The organism is Sphingobium aromaticiconvertens, assembly GCF_037154075.1.
In the GTDB taxonomy this organism is placed as follows: Bacteria; Pseudomonadota; Alphaproteobacteria; order Sphingomonadales; family Sphingomonadaceae; genus Sphingobium; species Sphingobium aromaticiconvertens.
Window position 1 is genome coordinate 3,170,804 of sequence record NZ_JBANRJ010000001.1, and the last position, 26,160, is coordinate 3,196,963.

The window sequence follows — 26,160 nt, forward strand, 5'->3', positions numbered from 1 at the left end:
TCAATGAAGAACAAGCCTTGGTACGCCGTCGCGCTGCTCGCCAGCCTCTATGTCATCTCTTACATAGATCGCCTGATCCTCACCCTGCTGGTCGAACCGATCAAGGCAGACCTGGGCATCACCGACCTGCAAATGGGCCTGCTGATCGGCCCCGCCTTCGCCATCCTCTTCTCAGTCATCGGCTTGCCCGTCGCATGGGCAGTGGATCGCGGCAATCGCAAGGGGCTGCTGATCATCGGCATATTGCTGTGGAGCATATCCACCTTGCTGGCGGGCTATGCGACCTCCTTTGCGATGCTGTTCGTCCTGCGCATGGGCCTTGCGGTCGGCGAGTCGGTACTCTCTCCGGTCGCCATTTCGCTGATCGGCGACCTGTTCCGCCGCGACCGGCGCGCCGCGCCCAGTTCGGTCTTCATCGCCGCTGGCACGACCGGCGTCATGCTGGCCTATGTGGTCGGTGCCGCCGCCATCGACCTCGCGCAGAGCGGCGCATTGCGCTTTCTGCCCATCATCGGCGTGCTGCCGCCCTGGCGCCTCACGCTCGCGCTGATTGCGCTTCCGGGTTTCGCCATCGCCCTGATCGCCCTTACCACCCTGCGCGAACCGCCGCGCGGCACGATGGAGGATACGCCCTCCATCGACAATGGCCCCATATCCCGCTTCGGTATCTTTAATCGACGCAGCGAAGCGATCCGCTTCTACGCCTGCTTCTTCATCGGCAACGCCCTGTTGGGCATGATGCTCTATGGCGCGCTAGCCTGGTATCCGACCCACCTGATCCGCAGCCAGGGTGTCAGCGCATCGCAGGCGGGCTATATCTTTTCCACCGCCCTCGCGCTTGGCGTGCTGCTAACCATGGCGATCCCGACGCTCGCCCAGCGCATCGCCCGCTCTGGTCGCCGCGACCTTCTGCTGTTCGCGCCCCTGCTCCTGATTCCGATCGGCCTTGCGCTGTTCGTCGCGGCCCTGATGCAGAAAGCTCTCATCATAGCCTCCATCCTGATCGCGCTGGGCTTCAGTCTGTTGAGTGCAGTCAACGCCCTGCCCTCGATCACGGTGCCGCTCACCTCGCCGCCCGCCATTCGCGGTCGGCTCGTCGCGCTGGTTCAGTTGTGCAACAATATCATCAGCCTCAGCCTGGGCGCCTATCTCGTCGCCCTGCTGGCGCGAACCTATTATCCCGGCCCCACAGGCCTGGGCAGCGCGATGCTGGTGATCGCCCTGTCCGCGGGACCATCCGCCTGGCTGCTCTTCTACCTCGCCTGGAAACCCTATCGCCGCGCCGTCATGCGGCGCGGCTGAGGCATCTGGCGTTAAGCGTCCAGATAGGTATCGAGTTCGGCGAGGAAGTGCTGGATGCGGCGTTCCTGTTCGGAAAAGACGATGGTGCCGTTCAGCCCCTTCGAGTGCATGCCGCGCTGGAGCGTCACCGTGTTGGCGATGTCCTGTTCCAGCACTTCGCCGCCTTCCGGATTCTCATGGGTCGTGTGCCGCCGTTGCGGGCGGACCTTACCGGACACGTCGACATCATCCTCCACCCCCATATAGGCGGGCGGACGACGGCCTTCGACCAGCTTGGCCGACAGTATGATCACGTCATGATAGCCGCGCTCGGGATCGGTCGGATGCGGCCGGAAACGCTGGATCAGCACACCCTCGGGGTGCATGTTCATGGTGACATTGGGGAATAGGGAGGGGTTCCAGTCGTCGGTCAACTGATTGTCAGTGAAGCCGGAAAAATCCATGCCATAGACATTGCCCGGCAACCGCTTTGCCGCCTGAATAGCGCGCCGCACATGCCGCGCATCGCCCTTGAACCCTGACGTTTTCACGCCCGCTTCCTGCATCATATAGGCCAGGCCCATATTGATGAACCGCCCGTCCGGCCAGCGCGGGCTGACCGCCGCCACCGGGAACAGGTTGCGGTTATGCCCATGGCGATAGAAATCATACTGGATGAAATAATCGTCGACATAGGGTTTGATCTGCGGATGCGTGGCATGCGCATGGTAATTTTCGTTGAAGACCGAATAGAGGATCTTCCAGTTCGCCGGTACCTCGACGCTCAGATCCTTGACGACGAACATCTCCTCCATCCGGTAGGAGGCGAGCATCGGCATCACATCGGCGTAGAAATCCTCAAACGGCACCGGGTCGGCATCCATGTTCACGAAGACCAGCCCGCCCCAGACCCGAACATGCACCGGCGTCAGGTCCAGATTCTGACATAGCGCTTCCTCGCGAAATGTCTCCCGGTCGGTGACCCGGACATTCTTGCCCTTCAGGCTGAAGCGCCAGCTATGCAGGATGCAGGTGAAGGACGTCGCGCCATGGCCGAAATCCTCCTGCACCAACTCGTTCCCGCGATGCTTGCAGACATTGTAGAAGGCGTTGACCTCCTCTTCCTTCGACCGCACGATGATGATCGATTGCTGACCGATGTCGAAGCGGAACCAGTCGCCCGGCTGCGCGATATCGCTCGCGACACCGGCGACCAGCCACGCCTTGCTCCACAGCCTCTCTTCTTCCAGCGCCTTGACGGCCGGGTCCATGAAGCGGCTGGTCCTGGCGGTCCGGTAATTGGCAATGCCGGGATGGAGTTCATCCAGCCGGTAGGGCGACTTGGCCTCATAATCCGCCGTGACCGCCCCCGGCTCCAGCACGAAGCTTTCGGGGTCGATCAGCGGCTCCTTGATCGGTCGGTCGTTGAACCGGATTTCGGCATAACGCGCCTTACTCGCCATCGCTCTATTCCTTGTTCAATCGGCGCCACGCATCAGAACTGAACGCGCTTGGTGAAGCCACCGTCGACGATGATATTGGTGCCGGTGATGTAGGAGGCCGCCGGACTGGCCAGGAACGCCACCGCCTTCGCCACATCTTCGGGCGCACCCATGCGGCCCATCGGGATCTGCGCGACGATGCCGTTATACAGGTCGGGCATCAGCGCCTTGGCGCCTTCCCAATTGCCGCCGGGATAGCTGATCGGACCGGGCGACACCATGTTGATGCGGATATTCTTGCCCGCCCAGGCCTGGCTCAACTGCTTGCCATAGGTGATGACCGCCGCCTTGATCGCGTTGAATGCCTGCGGCATCAGGAATGTCTCGATCGCCGCCGTGCTGGACATCAGGATCACAGATCCCTCGCCCGACTTTTCCAGATACGGCTCCAGCGCCTCGCACCCGTCGACCGCGCCCAGCATGTCGATGCGATAGCTTTCGTCCCAGTCCATCGAGCCTTGCGCGCCCGAAGAGCTGATCGAATGGATGAAGATGTCGCAGCCGCCCAGTTCATCGGCCAAGCCGGTAAGCATCGCCTTATAGCCCTCGCGCTCCTCCAGCACATATTCGCGCGTGACCACGCTCCCGCCCAGTTCCGCCTTCAGATCGTCGAGCGCATCGCCATTGCGCGAGAAAAGGCCAAGCTGCGCGCCCTCCGCCGCCAGCAGTTGCGCCGTCGCCCGGCTGATGCCGCGCGTCGCGCCGCCCAGAATGACCTTCTTGCCTGCAAGTCCCAAATCCATCGCCGCTCTCCTGAATTATATTCCGTGAAAGGCCGTCAGGCCTTCGCCCAATAGACCGCGTCCATGCTCTCGCCCGCGTCGAAACGGGCCTGGATCGCCTTCATGCTCGCCAGACTGTCGGGATTGGCGAACAATGTCTGGCTGATCTTCTGGTCGTTCTCGATGCCCTCGCTCTGATTGAGGTCTTCCGCCTCGCCCAGCATCTGCTTCATCCCCGCCACCGACTGCGGCGGCAGCGCGACGATCGTGCGCGCCAGCGCCAATGCTTCCTCGACCGCCTTCCCCTTGGGCACGACCTGGTTGAGGCCGCCCAGTTCGTAAAGCCGCTTTGCCGTCAAGGGCGCGCCGGTCAGCACGACCTCCGCCGTCACCGTCCGCCCGATCAGCCGCATCAGCCGCGACGTGCCGCCAATGCCGGTGCCCGCGCCGATAATGACTTCGGGCTGGCTGAACCGCGCCTGTTCCTCCGCCACGCGCAGGTCGCAGGCCCAGCCCAGTTCGCACCCGCCGCCCGATGTGTCACCATTGATCGCCGCGATCGTCACGGCCTTGCCGCGATTAAGGATTTGCAGGCAACGGAACCAACCCGCCGGATCGCCCGTCGCCGCGCGCCCTTCGACCAGGTTCACGATATCGTCCAGATAGGCATGTTCCAGCCAGTGTCCCTCGACCGAAGAAGCCAGCACGATCACCCGCGCGCCACCCTCGATCACATTATCCAGCATATCGGCCAGTGCCGACACGCTCGCGCAGGTCACAACATGATTGGCCGCGCCACCATCGCCCACCGTCACCAGCGCAATGTCGCCTGTCGGCCAATCGACCGAAATATCCGGTGCCATATCCATGCCTCTCCTTAGCCGTCCGAATAGGCGCGATGCGCCTTGCGGAATCCTGTGCGTGATGCGCTCAGGCTAGCGATGAACGGACAGAAGTCAATATCGTATGTTAGCATATTATAGGGATGTGACCAAAATTTGCCTATGAGCCGTTTTTGCCGTCACATCGACATCAGGTTGGCACGCATGGCGTCGAGCACCCGTTCAGCGACCTGCACATCCTGCGGCGCGATCCCGGCCAGCACCTGTTCGTTGAACCCCTGCGTCAACCGAGTCGACTGCCCCAGCGCGCTATAACCAGCATCGGTAAGCTGGACGACTTTCTGCCGTCGATCGCTAGTCCCGCGCGTCCGCACGACATAGCCAAGCGCCTCCAGCAACAGCAGCTTCTCGCCCAGCGACACCGGCCCGACATGCATGCTCTCCGCCAGTTCCGCCTGACTGATCCCCTGCTCTCCAAATTGCGACAACTGGATCAGCATCCAGCGCTGCGCTCGCGTCAGCCCCAGCGGCCGCAGCACGCTGTCCAACAGAGTCCGCCGTATCCGCGCCACATCATGCACCAGAAAGCTGAGGGTGATCCGCAGCGGATAGGGCTTGCGCAGCGAAGAGGGCATGTCCGGCATCGAGCACCTTTCCAGCGCAGTTGAGCATCAGTCCTGCGACAATGCGGACCTGACGCTCAACCCATTTGACAATTAATGAGGTGCCGTATTAATAGATGATATGCATGATTACAATATGCCGGAGTATAACAATGCCTGACCTGTTCGATCTGTCCGGCAAGGTCGCGCTCGTTACGGGCGGCAGTCGCGGCCTGGGCCGTGCCATCGCGCTGGGCCTTGCCGATCAGGGCGCCGATCTCGTCATCGTCAGCCGCACACTCGCTACATGCGAAAGCGTCGGCCGCGAGGTCGAAGCTCGTGGTCGCCATGCATTGGCGCTCGCAGGCCATATGGGCCGATGGGACGAGATAGAGGCAGTGGTCGAGCGTGCCTATGCGCATTTCGGCCGCATCGACATATTGGTGAACAATGCGGGCATGTCGCCTGCCGCAGCTTCCTCCCTCGACACCTCCGAAAAACTGATGGACGCGGTGCTTGCGCTCAATTTCAAGGGGCCGATGCACCTCAGCGCGCTGGTCGGCACGCGGATGGCGGCAGAGGGCGGCGGCTGCATCATCAATATCAGCAGCACCGGTTCGGTCCGGCCGACACCGGAAATCATCCCCTATGCCGGCGCCAAGGCCGCGCTCAACGCCATGACCATCGCCCATGCGCAGGAATTCGCGCCCCATGTGCGGGTAAACGCGGTGTTGCCCGGCTCCTTCCGCACCGATGTCGCGCAGCATTGGCCCGCCGACAAGGAAGCCCACACCCCCGCCGCCCTCAAGCGCTTCGGCGAACCCGAAGAGATTGTATCCACCATCCTCTACCTTGCCAGCGATTTCAGCCGCTTCACCACGGGCACGCTGATACGGGTCGATGGTGGCCGCCCCTGATCAGAACAGGAAAATAGCATGATCCCCAATCAAAGCGAGCGATCGAGGGCCGTGGCTGCCCATGTGCAGGCTTTCATGGACGCGCATATCTATCCCAACGAAGCGCTGTACGAACGGCAATTGCAGGAGGGGCCGGAGCGTTTTCATGTGCCCCCGGTCCTTGAGGAATTGAAGGCAAAGGCGAAGCAGGAAGGCCTTTGGAACCTCTTCCTGCCCCATAGCGATCATGGGGCAGGCCTCACCAATCTCGATTATGCGCCGATCGCGGAGATTATGGGCCGGGTCCATTATGCGTCGGAAGTGTTCAACTGCTCTGCGCCCGACACCGGCAATATGGAAGTGCTCGATCGCTATGGCAGCGATGCGCAGAAGGAGCGCTGGCTAAAGCCGCTGCTCGCGGGTGAGATTCGTTCGGCCTATTGCATGACCGAACCGGCTGTCGCGTCTTCAGACGCCACCAATGTCGAAACCCGCATCCGTCGCGATGGCCACGACTATGTCATTACCGGGCGCAAATGGTGGATCACCAATGCGTATCATCCCCTTTGCCGGATCTACATCCTGATGGGCAAGACCGATCCCGACGCCCCCCGCCACCTGCAGCAATCGCAGATATTGGTGCCCGTCGACACGCCTGGCATCACCCGCGTCCGCCCGCTCCCGGTGCTGGGCTATCTCGACGAGCCGAAAGGCCATGCCGAGCTGATCTTCGACAATGTCCGTGTACCGGCGAAAAACCTGATCCTTGGCGAAGGGCGCGGGTTCGAGATTTCGCAGGGGCGCCTTGGCCCCGGCCGCATCCACCATTGCATGCGGATCATCGGCCAGTGCGAGCGGATGCTGGAGCAGACCTGCCGCCGCCTGCTGTCCCGCGTGGCGTTCGGCAAGCCGCTCGCCCAGCAATCACTCTGGCAGGAGCGCATTGCCGAGGCCCGGACCCAGATCAACATGGCCCGCCTGCTCACCCAGCATGCCGCCCATCTGATGGACACGGTCGGCAACAAGGCTGCGCGCAGCGAAATCTCGCAGATCAAGGTTGCCGCCACCCGCCTCGGCCGCGCCGTCGCCGAACTGGCGGTACAGGCGCATGGCGCGGCGGGCCTGTGCGACGATCACGGCCTGGGCTTCGCTTTCACCCGCATGCAGATGCTGCGGATGGGCGACGGCCCGGACGAGGTTCACAACCGCACCATCGCCCGCACCGAGCTGGACAAATATCGCCCCGCGCGGGTGGCGGCATGATGACCGGCCGCCAACAACAGTTCAGCGGTGAGGAAGCACCGCCCGCCCATCTGGCACTAGACCTTGATCGCCTCGCCGACTGGCTGGGACCATTGCTGCCCGGCATGGGACGCGACCTAGCCGCGACCAAGTTCAAGGGCGGCCAGTCGAATCCCACCTATCGCCTGAGCGGCCCCGGCGGTTCCTATGTGCTGCGCCGCAAGCCGCCGGGCACACTGGTGGCCTCCGCGCATCAGATCGACCGCGAATTCGGCATCTTGACAGCGCTCTCGCACACCGACGCCCCGGCTCCCCGGCCTTATTTCTATTGCGAAGACACCAGCATCATCGGGTCCGAATTCTATATCGTCGAGCATGTCGCGGGGCGTGTCTTCTGGGAAGCGGACATGAGTGACGTGCCCGCCACGGACCGCGCGATCGTCTATGAAGACATGAACCGCGTCATCGCCACCCTGCACGACCTTGATCCACAGGCGATCGGGCTGGGCACGCTTGCCCGCACTGGCGACTATGCCGCGCGCAATCTCGCCCGCTGGTCGAAACTCTATGCGCAATCGGCACTGGTCCCGATCCCCGACATGGACTGGCTGATCGCGCATCTGCCCAACCATATGCCCGCCACCGAACAGACCTGCCTCATTCATGGCGATTATGGTCTCTACAATCTCATCATCCACCCCGATCAGCCACGGATCATGGCGGTGCTCGACTGGGAGATGGCGACGCTGGGCGATCCACTGATCGACCTTGCCCATCACCTGCGCGCCTGGTGGGACTTGCCCGATTCCGGTCTTGCCGCGACCAGCCTTGCGGGCCTCGACCTGCCCACGCTCGGCATTCCGTCAATGGAGGATTATGTCGCGGCCTATTGCGCCCGGCGCGGTATCGCCGTGCCCAACATGCGCTGGTATCTGGCCTTTGCACAATTTCGCTACGCCGCCATGGTGCAGGGCATATTGAAGCGCGCGGCCGACGGCACCGCCTCCAGCCGCGTCATGGTGCATAGTCAGGATCGCGTGATCCGCATCGCCGCCATGGCCCGCGCCTCACTGGAAGCGCTGATCGCATGAGGTGCCGGTCCTATGCCGACACCCCATGCCGTTCGCTCAGGCCGGCGCGCCCGGCAGGAACGGCGTATAGACGCCCAGCGTCATGCCGCCATCGACCGAAATCTCCGCGCCGCAGATATAGGATGCATCATCGCTCGCTAGGAACAGGCTGGTACGCGCCACTTCCTCCGGCTCGCCGATACGCTGGATCGGTTGACCGACATAATATTTGGCCAGCTCCGACGATTTCTCGTTGGTGACATTGCCCATGACGGTGTTTATGCCGCCGGGGAACACCGCGTTCACACGCACGCCCTGATGGCCCAATTCCATCGCGGCGGTCTTGCTGATCCCGCGAAGCGCCCATTTGCTCGCAGAATAAGCGGTCAGCCCGTTCATGCCCCACAGGCCCGATGTCGAACAGATATTGACGATCGCGCCCTTGCCCTTGGCGATCATTGCGGGCGACAGTGTCTTCATGCCCAGCCACGCGCCGATCAGGTTGATCCGCAGCACCCGCTCGAAATCCTCCTTGGTCAGGTCCGCCAACGAAGCAGGATGCACCACGCCTGCATTGTTCACCAATATGTCGGGCGCGCCAAAGCGGTCCGTCGCCACCTTGGCCAGCGCCTCCCACTGCCCTTCTTCGGACACGTCGAGCTTATGGAACATGGCCCCTTCACCAATACTCTGCGCAACCGCCTGCCCCTCGGCCTCCAGCATGTCGGCGATCACCACCTTCGCGCCTTCAGCGGCAAAGATTCGCGCCGTCACGTCGCCCTGCCCGCGCGCGCCACCCGTGATGACGGCAATGCGGCCTTCCAGCTTTCCAGCCATGTGATTCCTCTCCTTTGTTTGCACTGACAGGTTTGAGTCTATACTAGGATGCTAACAGACTGTATATATGCTAACTACAAAGATAACAGAGGAAGAGGCGGGATGCGACTGAAAGACAAGGTGGCGCTGGTGCTTGGCGCAGCGGGCAAGGACAATATGGGCCAGGACATCGCCCGACGCCTCTCCGCCGAAGGGTGCAAGGTCGTGGTCGGTGGCCGCCATGAGGTCGAATTGCAGGTGCTGGCCAACGAGATCGGCGGCGCCGCCGCGCTCGTCGACATCACGTCCAGCGATCAGCTTAATGCCGCCGCCGACCTCGCCATGACCCGATTCGGTCGCCTCGACATCGGCGTCAACGCGACCGGCTGGGGCCTCCTCAAACCCACCGAGGACACGACCGAAGCCGATCTCGACAAAATCCTCGCCATCCAGTTCAAGGGGCCGTTCTTCTTCATCCAGGCAATGCTGCGCACCATGGGCGCTGGCGGGTCGATCATCCAGATTTCCTCTGCCACCGCGACCATCATGCTGGAAAATCACGCCGCCTATATGGGCACCAAGGCGGGGATCGACCATGTCATCCGCACCGTCGCCAATGAATATGGCGAACGCGGCATCCGCGCCAATTCCATCTCACCGGGCCTCACTGAAACGCCGATGGCGGGCACAACCTTCGACTATCCCGAAATGATCGACGCCTTCACCCGTGAATATCCGCTGGGGCGACTGGGCACCCGCGCGGACATCGCCGCGGCCGTCGTCTGGCTGGCGTCCGACGAATGTTTCATGACCGGCCAGAACCTTCAGGTAAATGGAGGCTTGACGCTGCGCCGCAACCCCAGCCTGCGCGAACTGGGTGAGATCGCGGCGAAGGCAACGGCGCATCTGCAAAGCTGATTGCTTGACCGGGCGGGGTGGTTTCGGGAAGATAGCCACCCCCGTCATGATATGGGGCCAGGTAACGGACGCCAGATAACGGACAGGGGACAAGACAGATGGCAAGCGCAAAGCCCGCAGGCGGCAAGAAGGTCGGGGCACCCCTGACCGAAGAGGAAGCACCCTTCCCCCTGTTCAAGGAAAGCCTGGCCTATCAGGCACAGTTGCTCGCCCGTTATACCCAGAATGACTATATGGCGCGCATCACCGGCACCGGTATCGCCCCTGCGCAGGCCTATGTGCTGGGCGAACTCTGGTTTGACGAACCTCTGTCGCAGGTCGAACTGGCTCGGCGACTGGACATCGGCAAGGCAACAATCGGCCAGACGCTCACCCGCCTCGAACGCGCCGGCGTGGTCGAGCGCAAGCGCGTCGCCTCCGATCGCCGCGTCGTCATGGTCCACCTGACCGAAACGGGTCGCCAACTGCGCGAACCGCTCCGCGTCGCCGCCATCGAGCAGAGCGACCTGCTCGAAGAGAAGCTGGGCAAGGACAAGGCGGCCGAACTGACCGAACTGCTCAAGCAGGCCAACCAGCTACTGGGCAACGCATGGCCCCGCGCCCTGCCGGACTGATCCCATATCTAGCCCAGGGTGAAGGACCGGATCGGATCACGCCCGTCGAAATCCTGCGCCGCTGAACGCACCAGATCATAGACGCCCAGCAAGATCGGGGTCGGCTCGTACAGTTCGACGAAATGCCCCAGCGTCGCCACGCAATCCATCATCGCGAAACCCGCCCCCGGCTGCACTTCGGCATAAAGCGCGGTCGCATGCCCAGCCGCTTCGAACCGCGCCATTTCCGCCTGCATGTCATCGACAATCAGCGCGACATGATGCATCCCCTGCCCGCCATCGGGATAGATGTCGTGAAAGACCGAAGGGCCGGGGTTATTCTGCTGGACAAACTCCACCATCACCTCGCCCCATTGGCCATAAGCAGAGCTGTGATCCAGCTCGGCGGGCTGCCCGCGGTAACGGCACAGGCTGAGTGGAATATGTTCCGCGATATAATAGGGGCCTGACCCGAAAGTACGGACATGCGCCATGGCCGCTGCCTCTATGTCGGGCACGAAATAGGCAATCTGCCGCACCGGCTGCCGCGCAAAATGAGCCGTCATATCCTCTCGCTTTCTCCGTTTGACAAGAAGCATGTTATCATATCGTATGCATATATACTTATTGATGATGTGCAAGCATCGCGACACAGGGAGAGACGATCATGCCATCGGCCATTGTCGCGTCACCGATCCGCTTTGCCGGATGGCGGATGGTGGCGATCAGCTTCCTGATCCTCAATTGCGCGCTGGGCGTCAATTTCGCGGCTTATGGAGCAATGGTCGCCGCGATCGAGCGGGAATTCGCCACCAGCCGCGCATTGGCGTCGGGCGGCCTCTCCATGCTGACGCTCGCGCTCGGCCTGCTCGCACCAATGGTCGGCACGTTGATGCGCCGGGTGCCGATAAGGGTGCTGATGGCGGTTGGCATAGCGCTGAACGCGCTGGGCTATCTGGCGCTCACGCAGGCCAGCCATATCGGCGCGATGCTCGCCATCTACGGCCTGATGATCGGCCCCGGCTTTGCGCTATTTGGCGTTGTGCCCTGCACCGCGATCATCTCCAACTGGTTCAACAGCGGCCGTGGCAAGGCGCTGGGTATCATAAACATGCCCGCTGGCAATACGTTGATGCCGCTGCTGGCCGCCTGGTTGCTCGGTCAATATGGCCTGCACGGTGCTTTTCTCGGCTGCGCCCTGATCCTCGCCGCACTTTTGCCGCTGCTCTGGTTCCTGGTCGACCAGCCCGCCAGTATCGGCCAGCAACCGCAGGGCAGTAGCGCCGTAGCGACGACCGGCGAACCCGCCCTCTCCGCCGGTCGCATCCTGTGCATGCCCGCCTTCCTGATCCTCACCGCCGGGGTTACGCTGCTCAGCGCCGCTGGGCTGGTGATGGTCACGCATCTCGTCACGCTGGCGACCGACCGGGGCATAGCCCTTGGGTCCGCCTCGCTGCTGCTGTCGGCCTTTGGACTTGCGGGGATCGTCGGCGCGCCGCTGTTCGGCTGGATCGCCGACCGACTGGGTGGCGGTCGCGCCTTCGCGCTGCTGGCGCTGTGCCAGATCCCGCCCTGGCTCGCCCTGATCGGCGCGGGGAACAGCCTGCCGTTGCTGCTCGTCCTCGCCTTTGCCATCGGCGCGTGCAGCAACGCCATCCTGACCCTGTTCGGTGTCATCATGGGCGACTGGCTGGGCCAGGCCAATATCGGCCTTGGCATGGGGTTATGCTATCTGGTGCAGATCCCCTTCATGTTCGGCGCGGGGCCGCTGGCAGGCGCGATGGTCGACCGCTTCGGCAGCTACACGCCGACCATCCTGCTCCATGTCGCCAGCTTCGCGGCGATCGGCCTCGCCTTCCTGCTCTACCGGCCCCGGCCAGCCGCGCTCATGCCGTCTCGATCATCAGTCGCGTGATCTTCAGCGCAGCGATCCGCCACGCCCCATCCTCTCTGATATAATGCTCATGATAATGGCCATAGCCATAAAAGCGCGCGAACGGCGCGCCCTCTGGCATCCGCAATATATCGGCCAGCGCCCATATGCCCGTCGCACTATCGTCGGTCACTATGTCGATCTCGGGCATATGGCCATAATGCGCGCTGGTGATCGGGCTGATCCCACTGCGCACATAGTCAACGATCGCCTCTCGCCCACGGATCGGCTCCTGCTCCGGCCCCGGATTTTCCTCCAGCGCCCCGCGCACGTCGAACAGCGCGTCCCGCGCGAACAGTTCCGCGAACCCCGCCCAGTCCTTGCCATCCATCAGCCGGAAATAGCGCGCCTTCAGCCGCTTGATCTCTTCGATCGCCAGCAATGTGTCCAATGGTCCGGGCATCGGCCTTCCTCTCTCGATTGATATGTATGCTAGCTTTTGATATGCTAGCATCTTATTTGACTATAAATCACAGGAGAGCGGGCGTGGCAATCATCGAACAGGATAATGTGGGCAGCCTCGCCATGCCCGACATCCAGCGCTGCCCCTTCCCTTTTCTCGATCGCCTGCTCGCGGAATCACCGGTTTACAAAGACCCGATGACCGGCATGTACATCGTCACCCGCTATGAGGACATTGGCCAGATTTCGGCGCGGCCCGACCTTTATTCCAACAAGACGACCGTGGTCGTCGGTCGCCACGATTCGCCCGTCGCCGCGGAAGTGGCGCGTCGCTATGCCGAGCGCGGCTTTCCCGAAATGCACACGCTGGTCACGAACGACCCACCTGAACATGGCGGCTATCGCGCACTGGTCGAAAAGGCATTCACGCCCAGCTATGTCAAGGAACTGGAGCCTTATATAGAGGCACTGGTCGACGAACTGATCGACGGCATGCTGCCGCAGGGGCATGCCAACCTGCTGCCCGAATTTGCGATCAAGGTGCCGATGTACATCATCGCCGACCAGCTTGGCGTCGATCGCGCGGATTATGACCGCTTCAAACTATGGTCGGATGTCACCGTAGAGCGCAACAATCCCCTGCTTGATCCAGATCGCGAGCTGGAGATCACCGATCACCTGATCGAGATGCAGAATTACCTGCACGCCCGCGCTGTCGCCTATCGCGAGACCCCGACCGACAATCTCTTGAGCCGCCTCGTCCATGCCGAAGTGGATGGCGAAAAACTGAGCGATCCGGCGCTGATCGCCGTCGCCCACCAGTTGCTGGTTGCTGGTAACGAGACAACAACCACGGGCATCAACACCGCCATGTGGCTGCTGCTAACCAAGCCGGACTTGCGCGCCGCGATCGAGGCGGACCCAACCCGCATCCCCAGCTTCGTCGAAGAAGTGCTTCGTTCCCATTCCCCCATTCCGCATATGTGGCGCGTCGCCACGCAGGACAGCCGGATCGGCGACGTCGATGTCCCTGAAGGCGCGGTGCTGATGCTCAGCTACCTCGCGGGCAATCGCGACCCTGCGCAATGGAGCTGCCCCGCTGATTTCGAACCCGGTCGCAAGGGCGGACGCAATCATCTCGCCTTCGGTCGGGGCATCCATTTCTGCATCGGCAACCAGCTTGCACGCGGCGAGATGCGCATCGCCATCCGCCGCCTGCTCGAACGGCTGCCAGCCATGCGCCTGTCACCCGATCATCCCGCACCGCAGTTCATTCCTCATTTCGCGATCCACGCGCTCGATCATCTGCACATTGTGTTCTGACCGCGAAACGACGACCATCCGATCAGGGCGCACCCATTCCAGGAGCCGACATGAATTTCGACCATTATTCGCTGCTGACCTTCGCCCGCGACGGGCGGGTGCTGACCATCACCATGAACCGGCCGGAGATGCTGAACGCGGTCAGCCATGAGCTACACGGAGAAATGGCGCGGGTTTTCTTCGACGCTGCGGACGACCCCGACAGCGACGTCATCGTCCTGACCGGTGCGGGCCAAGCCTTCTCCGCCGGCGGCGATTTTAAATGGCTGGAACAGCAGGCGAAGGGCAACCGCGTCCCCTTCGTCCATGAAGCCAAATCCATGCGCCGCATCGTCATGGGCCTGCTCGATTGCCCCAAGCCGGTGATCGCCAAGGTCAATGGCGACGCGATGGGCTTCGGCGCATCCATCGCCCTCCTCTGCGACATCGTGATCGCCGCCGATCACGCCCGCTTCGCCGATCCGCATGTACGGCTGGGGCTGGTGGCGGGCGATGGCGGCGCGCTCATCTGGCCGCAATTGATCGGCTTTACCAAGGCCAAACATTATCTGCTGACCGGCGATGCCATCGGCGCGGTCGAGGCGGAGCGCTGCAACCTCATCACCTTCGCCATCCCCGCCGACGAGCTGGATGGCTATGTCGACAAATATACGCAAAAGCTAGCGCGTGGCGCGCAGACGGCGATCCGCTACACCAAGTCCGTCACCAACATCGCCCTGCGCCAGTTGTTCAGTTCGGTGTTCGAGGCGGGTGTCGCCTATGAAGGGCTGGCCACCTACACCGCCGACTTTGGCGAAGCGGTCCACGCCGTGCTGGAAAAACGCCGCCCCCAATTCACCGGGAAATAGCACCGCCCACCCACTTCCCGGCTTCCCTCTCGTAAAATAGTATGTAAACATACCATATACAGGCAACCATGAGTCGCTGACGAGAGGATGATGATGGACGAGGGTCTTGAAGCAAGGTTGCGCCTGGCGCTCGATCGGCAGGAAATCGAGCATGTGCTCAAACTTTATTGTCGTGCGATCGACCGCTGCGACCTGGAATTGCTGCGCACCATCTACCACCCCGATGGCACCGACGATCATGGCGCCTTCTCGGGCAATGCGATGGAATTTGCCGAAATGATCATTCCGTCGCTGCGGGACGGCATCCTCGATGGCATGCACAGCGTCACCCATTCCACCATCGACGTGGAGGGCGATTTCGCGACATCTGAGTCCTATTACTGGGCCTGTCAACGCGCGCCGGGCGGCGAAGAAATGGTAACGGGTTTCTTCGGCCCCGATTATGCCGCCCGCGCCAAAGCCGATGGCACCATTGATAGCTGTCACGATTATTATTGCGGCGGCCGCTATATCGACCTGTTCGAGCGGCGCGACGGCCAGTGGAAGATCCTGCGCCGCAAGATCACCAATGAATGGAACGACATCCGCCCCAGCACGCGCATCACCGATGCGGGCCATGTCGCCCATTACAACCTGCCCGGCCGCCGCGACCGGCAGGACCCCGTTTATCTGAACACCATCCCCGGCCACGCCTGACCGCCCGCCAAGCCCAAGGAGACAGATCATGTCCCGCGACTTTGACGTTATCATCATCGGTTCCGGCGCAGCGGGCATGTCCGCCGCCATCGAGGCGCGACTTGCGGGTGCCACCGTCATGGTGGTGGAGGCCGACGGCCATCTGGGCGGCGCCACCCGCAACTCGACCGGCGTCGTCTATGCCTGCAACACCAGCACGCAGAAGGAAAAGGGCATCAGCGACAGCGCCGACGCCACCTACGCCTATATCATGACGCTGAACCAGCATGCGATCCGCCCAGACCTCATCCGCTATTATTGCGATGAAAGCGCGGCGATGCTGGAATGGCTAAAGGACAAGGGCGTCGAATTTCCGGCCAATATGCTGGTCCATTCCGACATCACGGAGACGCAGCGGGGCCACACCTCCAGCACCTTCGGCCTGGGTATTGCCGATGCGCTCATCAACCGGGCGGGCGCGCTTGGCGTGGAAACCGCGCTCGGAACCCGCGTCGATGGCCTGATCGTGGAGGATGGCAAGGTCGTGGGCATCACCGCCGACGGCACGAACCTGCGCGCACCCAGCGTCATCATCGCCACCGGCGGCTTCGGCAACAGCCCGGACATGCTGAAAAAATGGTATCCTACCGCCGCCTATCATGGTGACCGGACCTGGGCGGTCCATCGCGACGCCCCCTTCATCCTGGGCGACGGCATCACGCTTGGGGAATCGGTCGGCGCGCAGATCACCGGCCACGACACCGGTCTGCTCAACCCCACCCCCTGTTTCGACAGCCGCTATGTCGAGGCTTTCCTGCCGCCCTGGGTCATCGCGGTGAACAAGGAAGGCAAGCGCTTCATGGCTGAATGGGACAGCTATGCCGTGACCGGCTACCTCATGAACGAACAGACCGACAAGCGCTGCTGGGCGATCTTCGACCATCCCACCATGGTCGCCAATGGCGACGACCTCTCCTATGCCGATCCCTATAATAGTGGGCTTGCGACATCGAGCTGGGAAGAGATCACCATCACCCGCGAAGTCGAGAAGGGCGTCGCCTTCCGCGCCGACAGCATCGCAGAGGTCGCGAAACTCGCGGGCCTCGATGCGCAAGCGGTCGAGGAAACCGTCCGCATCTATAATCGCGATACGCAAGCGCATGGCGAGGATCGCCTGTTTCACAAGGACGGCAACGGCCATCCGCTCACCCCGATCCAGACCGCCCCCTTCTACGCCGTCGAAGTGCGCGCCGCGATCATCGGCTTCACCGCTGCGGGTCTCGACATCAATCTCGACTGCGAAGTGCTGGATACCAAGGGCCGGGTAATCGAGGGGCTTTATGGCGCGGGCGAAGTGCTCGGCTGCTTCCATGGCAAGCGCTATGCGGGCGGCGGCACTAGCATCGGCAGTTCGGTCGTCTTCGGCCGCCGCGCCGGCACCCTCGCCGCGCAACATGCGCTCAGCGAGGCAGTTCCGGCCTGACCGCCATGGATCGGGACGCGGCCATCGACGATATGCTGGCGAAGGACGCGCTGCGCGACCTCGCCATGCGCTATTGCCGCGCGATCGACCGCCGTGATCCCGACCTGTTGGCGTCAGTCTATCATGACGACGCGATCGACGATCATGGCGTCATCTTCTGCGATAAAGCCGCGACCTTCATCGCGAAACAGGGGGAGATCATGGCCCCCTTCGCGCTCACCGCCCATTATATCTGCAACATGAGCTGGCGGCTGGATGGCGACCGCGCCGATGGCGAACTCTATTTCCTCGCCTATCACCGCGTCGAACAGCCGGCCGTCCGCCATCTGCTCGCCACCGGCCGCTATCTCGACAATTATAAACGGCGTGGCAGTGCGTGGAAGATCGTCCATCGCCGCCTGGTCTGGGACAGTTTCATCACGCTGGACGCCGCGCCCGCCGACATGGCGCAGCTTGCCGCGCTGGGCGTCGCCGGTGGCACAAGCGATGACCGTTCCTACACAGCCCTGCCGCTGATGGGCCGGGGTCAATGACATATCCACAGGAGAAAGCAATGAGCTTGAACGGCAAAATCGCAGTCGTCATGGGCGCTTCCGCGCCGGGTGGAACCGGCTGGGCCATTGCCGAAGGGCTGGCTGAAGCGGGCGCCAAGGTCATCGTCGCCGCACGCAACCTGGCCTCGCTCGATACCCTCGCGACACAGATCGGCGGCCATGCCATTGCCTGTGACATTGGCGACCGCGTGCAAGTGGAGGCGCTGGCCAAAGAAGTCGAAAGCCGCTTCGGTCGCATCGATATCGCGGTCAATTCCGCTGGCCTGCCCGTGATCGGCATGATCGCCGACGCGACCGCCGATGCGCTGCAACAGGCGCTTGACGTCAATTATCTGGGCGCCGTGCATTTCATCAAGAATATGGCGGCCATCATGAATGATAACGGGTCGATCGTGATGATCACCTCCTACAGCGCCGCTCAGCCGATCGAACCGCATTTCGCCTATGCCTGCGCCAAGGCGGGCACAGACTGCCTCGTCAAATATGCCGCCATCGAATATGGTCGCCGCGGCATCCGCGTGAATTCGATCCAGCCCGGCCCGATCAAGACCGACATGGCCGCCCATCTCTACGCGATCCCCGGCGCAGAGGAAGCCTTTGCCCGCGAAGTCCCGCTCGGCCGCGTCGGCGTGCCACGCGATTATGCGAACGCCGTGCTCTGGCTGTCTGGTCCCTGCTATGTCACCGGCCTCAACCTGCCCGTCAATGGCGGCAACCAGTTGACCCGCATGGCGCGCCTGGACGAACTGCCCATGGGTTTCGACAGCTACGACGCGGATCGGGTGGCCTGAACGAGCGCAGGGAGCGGGTTCATCCCTCCCCCTCTTCGACCGGATATTGCAGTGCCTCCTGCGCGATCGAGGCCACCAGTTCGCCTGCCCGGTTGTAGATCATGCCGCGCGCCAGATTGACGCCATTTTCCGCATTGGGTCCGTCGGTTTCGAACAACAGCCAATCGTCGCAGCGCACGTCGCGATGAAACCAGATGCTGTGATCCAGGCTGGCGACGAACAGATGTGGCCCCGGCAGCGCGACCGTGTGCCGCGTCAGAGGAGCGCCCACGAACATGAAGTCGGACATGAACGCCAATATCTGTCGCTGCCCAGCCGGATCGGCCACTTTTTCAGCGCCCGGCGCACGCAACCAGTAATGCCGTTTCGCTTCCTCCCTTACCTCCAGGAAGCCTTCTACGCCGGGAATCCTTATCTCGATCGGATAGTGCCGTTTCAGCAGCGCGCCATATTGACGCCCGTCGGCCGCTGTCAGCGCGGCAAAATCATTCTGGTCGATTCCCGTTTCCGGCTCGAAGGGGATCGGACAGGGACGATAATGGCTGAACCCAGCCATGGGCGTGCGATAGGAACAATCCATTGTGAACAGCAGTTGCTCGCCCTGCCGCGCCTCCACCCTGCGCGTCGAAAAGCGCCCTCCGTCCCGCGTTCGATCAACCTGATAGTCAACTGGTTCACTATCAACACCCGCGCGCAGGAAATAGCTGTGCAGCGAATGCACGATCCTTCCGGGCACGGTGCGATCGGCCGCCGTCAATGCCTGCGCGACGATCTGCCCGCCAAACAGCGTATGATAGACATTGCGCTGATTGCGTCGGTTGCGGAACAGGTCAGGCGCAATCTCGTCCATTTCCAGCAAGGCCGGAACATCGTCGCTCCATGCCTGATCATGGATGGTCGCATCAAATCGCCGCATCGTCGGCCTTTCCTGGGTTGGATCATCCATCGCTATAGGCAATCATAAAACGATATGCTAGCGAACTACACAGATACAAGATTCGAGAGGGCAGATGCAGTCATCCTATAGCGAAGAGGACAAGGCCTTCCGCGCCGAGGTCCGCGCTTTCGTGGAAGCGAGCCTGCCCGCCGATCTCGCGCGACGTGGCCGCTACGACTATCATCCACGCCGTGAGGATCAAGCCCGCTGGGCCGCCATCCTCGCGACAAAGGGCTGGTCCGTCCCTCACTGGCCCATCGCCTATGGCGGCCCCGACTGGACCGGCGTGCAGCGCTTCATCTTCGAAGATGAAATGCGCCGCGCCCATGCGCCAACCATGGATCGCATTGGTCCTGAACTGGTCGCCCCGGTGCTCTACACCTTTGGGTCGGAGGAGCAGCGCCAGACCTACCTTCCCGCCATCCGCACCGGCCAGACCTTCTGGGCGCAGGGTTTTTCCGAACCCGGATCGGGTTCCGATCTTTCCTCGCTGCGCACCCGCGCGGTTCGCGACGGCGACGACTATGTCGTCACCGGGCAAAAGACCTGGACGACCGAGGGTCATCATGCCGACATGATCTTCATGCTGGTACGCACCAATATGGAGGGCAAGCCACAGGCGGGCATTTCCGCCCTGTTGATCGACCTCAAAAACCCCGGCATCACCCGCCGCCCGATCTGGACGATCGACGAGGGGCTGACAGTCAATGAATTCTTCTTCGACGATGTGCGCGTACCTGTCGAAAATCTGGTGGGGGAGGAGGGCGCCGGCTGGTCCTACGCCAAGTTCCTGCTGGGCAATGAGCGCACCGCCAGCGCCGAAGTCCCCCACACCAAACGGGACATCACCCAGTTGCGCGCCATCGCACAGGTTGAGCGCAAAAACGGCCGCCCGCTGATAGAGGACACCACCTTCCGCGCGAAACTCGCCCGGATCGAAATCGACACCATGGCGCTGGAAACCGCCGTACTGCGCGCCCTGACCGCCGCGTCGCATGGTGGCGGCGCGATCGCCTCTCTGGTCAAGGTGCGCGGCTCCGAACTGCGCCAGCGCATCGCCGACCTGGCCGATGAAGCGCTGGGCGATCGCGGCCTCGCTCTCTGCCTCAATCCCGAAGGCCAGCATCCTATGTTCGACGATGGCCTCACCTCGCCTGTGCCCGATCATGGTATCGGCATCGCGGCCAAGGCGATGTTCCGCCGCGCCACCACCATCTATGGCGGCGCCAACGAGATCCAGCGCACGCTGATCGCCAAGACCGTGCTGGAGCTTTGACGCCGATGGATTTCACCTACACATCAGAACAGGAATCGCTCCGCGACAGCGTCCGTCGTTTCGTCGAGCGCGAATATGGCTGGGAAGAGCGTTTTCGCATCATCCGTTCAGCCGATGGCGTGGCACCCGGTCATTGGGCGACTTTCGCCGAACTGGGCTGGCTGGGCGCGGGTCTTTCCGAAGAGGCGGGCGGCTTTGGCGGTGGCGCAATCGAAAATGCGCTGATCGCGGAGGAACTGGGCCGCGCCCTCGTCACCGAACCTTTCAACGCGCATGTCATGGCGACCCAATTGCTGGCGGCTCTGCCCGTCGATACCGCGTCGGACCTGACCGCAGCGATCGTCATGGGCGAACAGCGCATCATCCCCGCCTTGCAGGAACCGGCAGGGCGCGGCGACTGGCGCCAGGTTGAAGCGCGTGCGATCGGCACCGCGCTCACCGGCACAAAATCGCTGGTCGAAGGGGCAATGTCCGCCGACCGGCTGATCGTCTCTGCACGCAGCAAAGACGGCATCGCCCTCTATCTGGTCGATCCTCACGCAGAGGGCGTCACCCTCTCCCCTTATCGCACACTCGACAATCGCCGCGTCGCCGATATCCATTTCGCCGACGCTCCCGTGACCCTGCTGGCCAATGGAGCAGTCGCCGAGACGGCGATCGAAACTGCCATCGACCATGGCCTGCTCACCCTGTGCGGCGAAGCGCTGGGCATTATGGACACGGCCTTGTGGGCCACGCGCGATTATCTGAAGGTACGCAAGCAGTTCGGCACCGCGCTCGGAAATTTCCAGGCGCTCCAGCATCGCATGGCCGACATGCTGATCGAAACCGAAATGACGCGCTCGATCCTGCTGAGCGCGCTCGGCGCGATGGAGGGGGACGATCCCCTCCCCCGCACGGCCGCCGTTTCCGCCGCCAAGGTGCAGGCCTCGACCGGTGGCCTGTTCGTGGCCAGTCAGGCGATCCAGCTTCATGGCGGCATAGGCGTGACCGAAGAGTTGAATATCAGCCACCACTATCGGCGGCTCTACGTCATTGCCCGCCAGTTGGGCGACGTCGACCTTCACCTTGCCCGCTTCGCCGACGCGACGGATCAGGCCGCCGCCTGATCCACAAATGCGCGGCGGACTTCAATGATAGGTCCGCCCACCATCTACCGCCAGCGCCGTGCCGGTGATGAAGGAAGAGTCGTCGCTGGTCAGAAAAGCGATCGCATCGGCAATCTCCTCCGCCTCCCCCACCCGCTTCAGCGCATAGGGTGATCCGGGCTGCCGCGCCGCGTCGCGCATGGTTTCGGGCAGCAACGGCGTATCCACCACCCCAGGACAGACACAGTTCACCCGGATCGTCGGCGCTAACTCCAGCGCCATCGCCTTGGAAAAGATCACCAGCCCGCCTTTTGACGCGCAATAGGCGCCCATGCCCGGCGCGGACGGCATCAATCCTTGCCCCGACGACACATTGACCACCGTGCCCCGCCCCGCTGCCTGCATATGCGGCAACACCGTCCGCATCATCAGGAAGGGCGCGGTCAGGTTGACGCCTATCACCTGGTTCCAGTCATCCAGCGTCATGTCGCCCAGCCGCGTCATGCTGCCACCGATCCCCGCCACATTCACCAGTCCGTCGACCCCGCCCATCCGCGCGGCCGCATCCGCCACAGCCCGGTCGATCGCGGCCTCGTCGGGCAGGTCAAGCACGACCCGATGCGCGCCCAACTCTTGCCCCAACCGCTCCAGCGCCGCACCATCGCGATCCAGCAGCGCCAACGCCGCGCCTTCTGCCGCCAATTTGTGCGCGGTTGCAAGGCCGATGCCCGACGCCGCACCCGTGACGATGATCCTGCGCCCTGTCAGCCGATCCCTATTTGCCATAGGCCTTCTCCCATCATTCTGTTGCAACAGGGCCATAGCGCCTCAAAAACGGATGACCGCAACAATAGGATGCTATGATATAATCATCCACCATATTATATGCCTGCGATCATAAACGAGAATCGGATGAAAGAGTCCGACCTGGATGAAGCATAAGCAATAAGGGGGAGAAGGATGATTCACAGGTCCGCGATTTTAAAGACCGCTGTATCGGCTGCCGCATTTACCATTGGGCTGACGGGTGGAAGCGCGATCGCATCGGTGCAGGACAACATACCCCAGAGCGAGCCGGTTGATGACAGCGCCATCGTCGTGACCGCCCGCCGTCGCGAAGAAACGCTGATGGATGTCCCCATCGCCATTGCCACGGTCGATTCCAAATCGCTGGAATCCAAGGCGGTGAATGATCTGCGTGCCCTCGACGGCTTCGTCCCCAATGTGAATATCCAGGCCGCGACCACCTCCGCTTCGTCGGCGCAAATCTATCTGCGCGGCGTGGGCGTCGACGATGTCGGCTTTGGCACAGACCCCAATGTCGGCGTCTATATGGACGATGTCTTCATCGGTCGCCTCGTCGGTTCGCTCGCGGGTGCACTCGACCTTGAACGGATCGAAGTGCTGCGCGGACCGCAAGGCACGCTCTATGGCCGCAACTCGACCGGCGGCGCGGTCAAGTTCGTGACCCGCAAGCCCAATCTCAACGACAATTCCGCCAAGATATCCGCCACACTCGGCACCGACGACCGGCGCGATTTCAAGGCGAACGCCAATATCGTCTTATCGCCGGGCAAGGCTGCGCTGATCCTGGCTGTCCAAACCCGCGATCAGGACGGCTATATCAAGCTGGTCAACGCGGCTGGCAACGACACCGGTGATCGCGGCAACGGTGTTCATGCGCAGGATTATCGCGCGGCACTCCGCCTCGCCCCCGTCGATGATGTGACGGTCGACATCGCGGCGGACTATACCCGCAACCGATCAGGCATCCAGTCGGTGACGCCCACCAACTGCGCGGCGCTTGGCACCCGGCCCGGTCTTGTCACCGATCCGGCAACAGGCGCCTATGTGCCGGGCAATGTCTCGGCCGGTCAGTTTGAACGCTGCCCACTTTATTATGGCGATCCCTACACCGCCTTCCGCGGCCCCTTCTCAAAGAATGACCCGAAGTTCGACTCTGCGGGCATCGCTGGCACCGTCAATTGGGAAACCGGCCTTGGCACCGTCAAATGGGTGTCCAGCTATCGTGGTTTCCGCGATGTCTTCGCCTCCTCGCTCTGGGCCAAGCCGCCGCCAGTCACCCAGGTCAACTTGCGTGCTCATTTGAAACAGCGGCAGATCCAGCAGGAAGTCCAGCTCGCCTCCACCTCTGACGGCCTGTTCGACTATACCGTCGGCCTCTTCTACTATCGCGAGAAGGTTCGCTCCCGCTATCAGTCGCAGATCGGCACGCTCGCCACCGCGCCCCGCCTCAATGACGATAGCCAGATTTCCAACTCCTATGCCGCGTTCGGCGAATTCTACATCCGTCCTATCGACGATCTGGAAATCACGCTGGGCGGCCGTTATTCGATCGACCGTCGCTCGGTCGATCGCGCCCTTTATGCGCCGATCGCCAGCGCGACGCCGACCGCCGCCTTCTCGACAAAGATCAAATCGGAGAAATTCACGCCCAAGATCGGCGTCAGCTACGACACCGGCCCGGTGCTGGTCTTCGCCTCCTATACGGAGGGCTACCGCACCCCCGGCTTCATCACGTCCAATCCGGGCAATCTGGCGGGCATGATGTTGCAGTCGAAGATGGAGAGCGAAAAATCCTATGAGGCCGGGTTCAAAGCGAAGCTGCTCGACAACCGCCTGAATTTCTCGGCCACCGCTTTTTCGGCCAAATATACCAATCTTCAGGCAACGCTGACGATCAACGGCATCACACAGGTCGTCACCTCCGACGCCAAGATCAAGGGCGTGGAACTGGAAGCCAGCTTCCGCCCTGTGCGCGGCCTGTCGCTGTTCGCAAACGCAGGTTTCCTAGACACCAGCTATACCAGCCCTCCGGCGGGCCAGCCCTATGCGAAGGAACTCAAGCACGCGCCCAGTCATAATTTCGTGGTTGGCGGCCTCTATGAAAGCGCGATCGGCGACCTGCCCGGAACCTTCTTTCTGGGCAGTGACCTCGCCGTCACGGGCAAGGCGTGGCGCAACGTAGCCAATACCATCGACCAGCAATCCGACCCCTATGAACTGCTGACCGCGCGCTTTGGCTATCGTGCGGAAAAGGACCGCTGGTCGCTGACCGTGGGTGGCACCAACCTGCTCGACAAGACCTATTATATGCTCGGCATCGAAAATCAGGCGCGCGCCTATCAACCGGGGCGGCGCATATACGTTACACTGGAAACGCGGTTCTAAACGAGAAGAGCGGAATATGACGACGGACAGGATCGAACGCATCAAAACGGCCTTCGCCCGCGACCAGCGGGATGATCCGCCCGCCGTCCATCCCGGCGACATCCCCTGGCGCTATGAAGCCATCACGCCCGAATGGATGACGCACATATTATGCAGAGATCATCCCGAGGCAAAGGTCGTCGCGGTCAGGTTGGACGTCCCCGATTCCGGCACATCCAACCGCCGCCGCATCTTCGTCGATTATAACGCAGCGGGGCAGGCACTCGGCCTGCCCCGCTCGGTCTTTTGCAAGGCCACCGTCGATCTGGTGAACCGCATCCTGCTCTCAACCTCGGCGCTGCTCAGCGAGACCAGCTTCTACAATCTCATCCGCCCACAACTGACGATTGAGGCACCGGAGGCCTGGCTCGCCACCTATGACCCGGATTCCTTCGCCTCCATCGTGATGCTCAAGGATCTGGGGGATAGCGTCACCTTCTGCTCGCATCACACTGCGATGACCCTGGATCGGGCGAAGGGCCAGATGGAGCTGCTGGCGAAACTCCACGGTCATTTCTATCAGTCTCCCCAGCTCGACACGACGCTGGCGCACATGTTCCGCTACGATCACCGCTTTGCCGCGCTCGACCGCGACCATGATTTCAAAAGCATGTGCGAGGCCGGACTGCGCGCCGCCGCCGACGTCATCCCGCCCCGGCTGATGGCCCGCGAAGCCGAAGTCTGGCCCGCCACGCTGCGCGCCTCGGCCCGTCATGGCGAATTGCCGCTCACCGTCACCCATGGCGATGTCCACCTCAAAAACTGGTACATCAACGCGGACGACCATATGGGCCTGAGCGACTGGCAGGTCACATCCAAAGGGCACTGGTCGCGCGATGTCGCCTACACCGTCGCGACCGCACTTACCGTCGACCAGCGGCGCCTTTGGGAAAAGGAACTGCTGCGCCACTATCTCGATGCCTTCGTCGCGACGGGTGGCGAAGCCGTGTCCTTCGACGAAGCCTGGCTCAACTATCGCCAACAGATGCTGACGACGCTCGCCTGGTGGACGATGACGCTGACCCCGCTGGGCGATGTTCCCGACATGCAGCCGCGCGACATCACGCTGGAATTCATCCGCCGCATCGCCGCCGCCATGGACGATCTCGACACGCTCGACAGCCTGTCCTGATCG

26 protein-coding genes are annotated in these 26,160 nt (G+C 62.4%); 17 read left to right on the forward strand and 9 right to left on the reverse strand.

Features of this window, described 5'->3' with window-relative positions:
* Positions 1-3: 3 nt before the first annotated feature.
* Complete coding sequence (locus tag WFR25_RS15150) at positions 4-1,302, forward strand: MFS transporter (protein WP_336972058.1); 1,299 nt, start codon at positions 4-6, stop codon at positions 1,300-1,302.
* 11 nt (positions 1,303-1,313) lie between these two features.
* On the opposite strand, the gene WFR25_RS15155 is transcribed toward WFR25_RS15150, so the two are convergent.
* The 4 genes from WFR25_RS15155 to WFR25_RS15170 form a co-directional block, all read right to left on the reverse strand.
* Positions 1,314-2,744 carry an aromatic ring-hydroxylating oxygenase subunit alpha gene (locus tag WFR25_RS15155; protein ID WP_336972059.1) on the reverse strand — a complete coding sequence of 477 codons (1,431 nt, stop codon included), beginning with the start codon at positions 2,742-2,744 and terminating at the stop codon, positions 1,314-1,316.
* 32 nt (positions 2,745-2,776) lie between these two features.
* Positions 2,777-3,526, reverse strand: coding sequence for an SDR family NAD(P)-dependent oxidoreductase (locus tag WFR25_RS15160; protein ID WP_336972060.1), 750 nt, complete (start codon positions 3,524-3,526; stop codon positions 2,777-2,779).
* A 35-nt stretch (positions 3,527-3,561) separates the two neighbouring features.
* Complete coding sequence (locus WFR25_RS15165; RefSeq protein ID WP_336972061.1) at positions 3,562-4,374, reverse strand: enoyl-CoA hydratase/isomerase family protein; 813 nt, start codon at positions 4,372-4,374, stop codon at positions 3,562-3,564.
* Positions 4,375-4,526: 152 nt separating this feature from the next.
* Positions 4,527-4,991, reverse strand: coding sequence for a MarR family winged helix-turn-helix transcriptional regulator (locus WFR25_RS15170; RefSeq protein WP_336972062.1), 465 nt, complete (start codon positions 4,989-4,991; stop codon positions 4,527-4,529).
* Between the two features lie 131 nt (positions 4,992-5,122).
* Between WFR25_RS15170 and WFR25_RS15175 the strand changes: the two genes are divergently transcribed.
* The 3 genes from WFR25_RS15175 to WFR25_RS15185 are packed head-to-tail and all read left to right on the forward strand — an operon-like array spanning position 5,123 to position 8,178.
* Positions 5,123-5,866 (forward strand): SDR family NAD(P)-dependent oxidoreductase, encoded by a 744-nt coding sequence (locus WFR25_RS15175; RefSeq protein WP_336972064.1) that lies wholly within the window; start codon positions 5,123-5,125, stop codon positions 5,864-5,866.
* Positions 5,867-5,884: 18 nt separating this feature from the next.
* Positions 5,885-7,108: an acyl-CoA dehydrogenase family protein gene (locus tag WFR25_RS15180; RefSeq protein WP_336972065.1), complete on the forward strand. Its 1,224-nt coding sequence runs from the start codon at positions 5,885-5,887 to the stop codon at positions 7,106-7,108.
* The gene (locus WFR25_RS15185; protein WP_336972067.1) at positions 7,105-8,178 is read left to right on the forward strand and encodes a phosphotransferase family protein; all 1,074 of its coding nucleotides are present in this window, start codon (positions 7,105-7,107) and stop codon (positions 8,176-8,178) included. Before WFR25_RS15180 ends, WFR25_RS15185 begins: the two co-directional genes overlap by 4 nt.
* Positions 8,179-8,214: 36 nt before the next feature.
* On the opposite strand, the gene WFR25_RS15190 is transcribed toward WFR25_RS15185, so the two are convergent.
* Entirely contained in the window at positions 8,215-8,994 is a 780-nt protein-coding gene (locus WFR25_RS15190; RefSeq protein WP_336972068.1) for an SDR family NAD(P)-dependent oxidoreductase, read from the reverse strand.
* Positions 8,995-9,096: 102 nt separating this feature from the next.
* On the opposite strand from WFR25_RS15190, the gene WFR25_RS15195 reads away from it, so the two are divergent.
* Positions 9,097-9,891 carry an SDR family oxidoreductase gene (locus WFR25_RS15195; RefSeq protein ID WP_336972069.1) on the forward strand — a complete coding sequence of 265 codons (795 nt, stop codon included), beginning with the start codon at positions 9,097-9,099 and terminating at the stop codon, positions 9,889-9,891.
* A 98-nt stretch (positions 9,892-9,989) separates the two neighbouring features.
* On the forward strand, positions 9,990-10,505 hold the full coding sequence (locus WFR25_RS15200; RefSeq protein ID WP_336972071.1) for a MarR family winged helix-turn-helix transcriptional regulator: 516 nt from the start codon (positions 9,990-9,992) through the stop codon (positions 10,503-10,505).
* A gap of 8 nt (positions 10,506-10,513) precedes the next feature.
* Here WFR25_RS15200 and WFR25_RS15205 read toward each other — a convergent pair whose 3' ends face one another.
* Entirely contained in the window at positions 10,514-11,050 is a 537-nt protein-coding gene (locus WFR25_RS15205) for a VOC family protein (protein WP_336972072.1), read from the reverse strand.
* Positions 11,051-11,151: 101 nt separating this feature from the next.
* On the opposite strand from WFR25_RS15205, the gene WFR25_RS15210 reads away from it, so the two are divergent.
* Complete coding sequence (locus tag WFR25_RS15210) at positions 11,152-12,399, forward strand: MFS transporter (protein WP_336972074.1); 1,248 nt, start codon at positions 11,152-11,154, stop codon at positions 12,397-12,399.
* Here the strand turns inward: WFR25_RS15210 and WFR25_RS15215 are convergent.
* Positions 12,371-12,820 (reverse strand): nuclear transport factor 2 family protein, encoded by a 450-nt coding sequence (locus WFR25_RS15215; RefSeq protein ID WP_336972076.1) that lies wholly within the window; start codon positions 12,818-12,820, stop codon positions 12,371-12,373. The two genes, WFR25_RS15210 and WFR25_RS15215, sit on opposite strands and share 29 nt — an antisense overlap.
* Positions 12,821-12,903: 83 nt before the next feature.
* Between WFR25_RS15215 and WFR25_RS15220 the strand changes: the two genes are divergently transcribed.
* The 6 genes from WFR25_RS15220 (at position 12,904) to WFR25_RS15245 (ending at position 18,493) form a co-directional block, all read left to right on the forward strand.
* Positions 12,904-14,142 carry a cytochrome P450 gene (locus WFR25_RS15220; RefSeq protein ID WP_336972077.1) on the forward strand — a complete coding sequence of 413 codons (1,239 nt, stop codon included), beginning with the start codon at positions 12,904-12,906 and terminating at the stop codon, positions 14,140-14,142.
* Positions 14,143-14,192: 50 nt separating this feature from the next.
* On the forward strand, positions 14,193-14,990 hold the full coding sequence (locus WFR25_RS15225) for an enoyl-CoA hydratase/isomerase family protein (RefSeq protein WP_336972079.1): 798 nt from the start codon (positions 14,193-14,195) through the stop codon (positions 14,988-14,990).
* Positions 14,991-15,077: 87 nt separating this feature from the next.
* Positions 15,078-15,686: a nuclear transport factor 2 family protein gene (locus WFR25_RS15230; protein ID WP_336972080.1), complete on the forward strand. Its 609-nt coding sequence runs from the start codon at positions 15,078-15,080 to the stop codon at positions 15,684-15,686.
* A gap of 28 nt (positions 15,687-15,714) precedes the next feature.
* Positions 15,715-17,148 carry an FAD-dependent oxidoreductase gene (locus WFR25_RS15235; RefSeq protein WP_336972081.1) on the forward strand — a complete coding sequence of 478 codons (1,434 nt, stop codon included), beginning with the start codon at positions 15,715-15,717 and terminating at the stop codon, positions 17,146-17,148.
* 5 nt (positions 17,149-17,153) lie between these two features.
* Complete coding sequence (locus tag WFR25_RS15240) at positions 17,154-17,681, forward strand: nuclear transport factor 2 family protein (protein WP_336972082.1); 528 nt, start codon at positions 17,154-17,156, stop codon at positions 17,679-17,681.
* A 20-nt stretch (positions 17,682-17,701) separates the two neighbouring features.
* Positions 17,702-18,493 (forward strand): SDR family NAD(P)-dependent oxidoreductase, encoded by a 792-nt coding sequence (locus WFR25_RS15245; protein ID WP_336972084.1) that lies wholly within the window; start codon positions 17,702-17,704, stop codon positions 18,491-18,493.
* Between the two features lie 19 nt (positions 18,494-18,512).
* Here the strand turns inward: WFR25_RS15245 and WFR25_RS15250 are convergent, their stop codons facing one another.
* Positions 18,513-19,409, reverse strand: coding sequence for an acyl-CoA thioesterase (locus WFR25_RS15250; protein WP_336972086.1), 897 nt, complete (start codon positions 19,407-19,409; stop codon positions 18,513-18,515).
* A gap of 94 nt (positions 19,410-19,503) precedes the next feature.
* On the opposite strand from WFR25_RS15250, the gene WFR25_RS15255 reads away from it, so the two are divergent.
* Positions 19,504-20,706, forward strand: coding sequence for an acyl-CoA dehydrogenase family protein (locus WFR25_RS15255; protein WP_336972088.1), 1,203 nt, complete (start codon positions 19,504-19,506; stop codon positions 20,704-20,706).
* Between the two features lie 5 nt (positions 20,707-20,711).
* Positions 20,712-21,815 carry an acyl-CoA dehydrogenase family protein gene (locus WFR25_RS15260; protein ID WP_336972091.1) on the forward strand — a complete coding sequence of 368 codons (1,104 nt, stop codon included), beginning with the start codon at positions 20,712-20,714 and terminating at the stop codon, positions 21,813-21,815.
* 21 nt (positions 21,816-21,836) lie between these two features.
* On the opposite strand, the gene WFR25_RS15265 is transcribed toward WFR25_RS15260, so the two are convergent.
* Positions 21,837-22,580: an SDR family NAD(P)-dependent oxidoreductase gene (locus WFR25_RS15265; protein ID WP_336972092.1), complete on the reverse strand. Its 744-nt coding sequence runs from the start codon at positions 22,578-22,580 to the stop codon at positions 21,837-21,839.
* Positions 22,581-22,754: 174 nt separating this feature from the next.
* Between WFR25_RS15265 and WFR25_RS15270 the strand changes: the two genes are divergently transcribed.
* Together WFR25_RS15270 and WFR25_RS15275 are read left to right on the forward strand one after the other, a co-directional pair.
* On the forward strand, positions 22,755-24,986 hold the full coding sequence (locus tag WFR25_RS15270; protein WP_336972094.1) for a TonB-dependent receptor: 2,232 nt from the start codon (positions 22,755-22,757) through the stop codon (positions 24,984-24,986).
* 16 nt (positions 24,987-25,002) lie between these two features.
* The gene (locus WFR25_RS15275) at positions 25,003-26,157 is read left to right on the forward strand and encodes a phosphotransferase (protein WP_336972095.1); all 1,155 of its coding nucleotides are present in this window, start codon (positions 25,003-25,005) and stop codon (positions 26,155-26,157) included.
* Positions 26,158-26,160 lie beyond the last annotated feature (3 nt).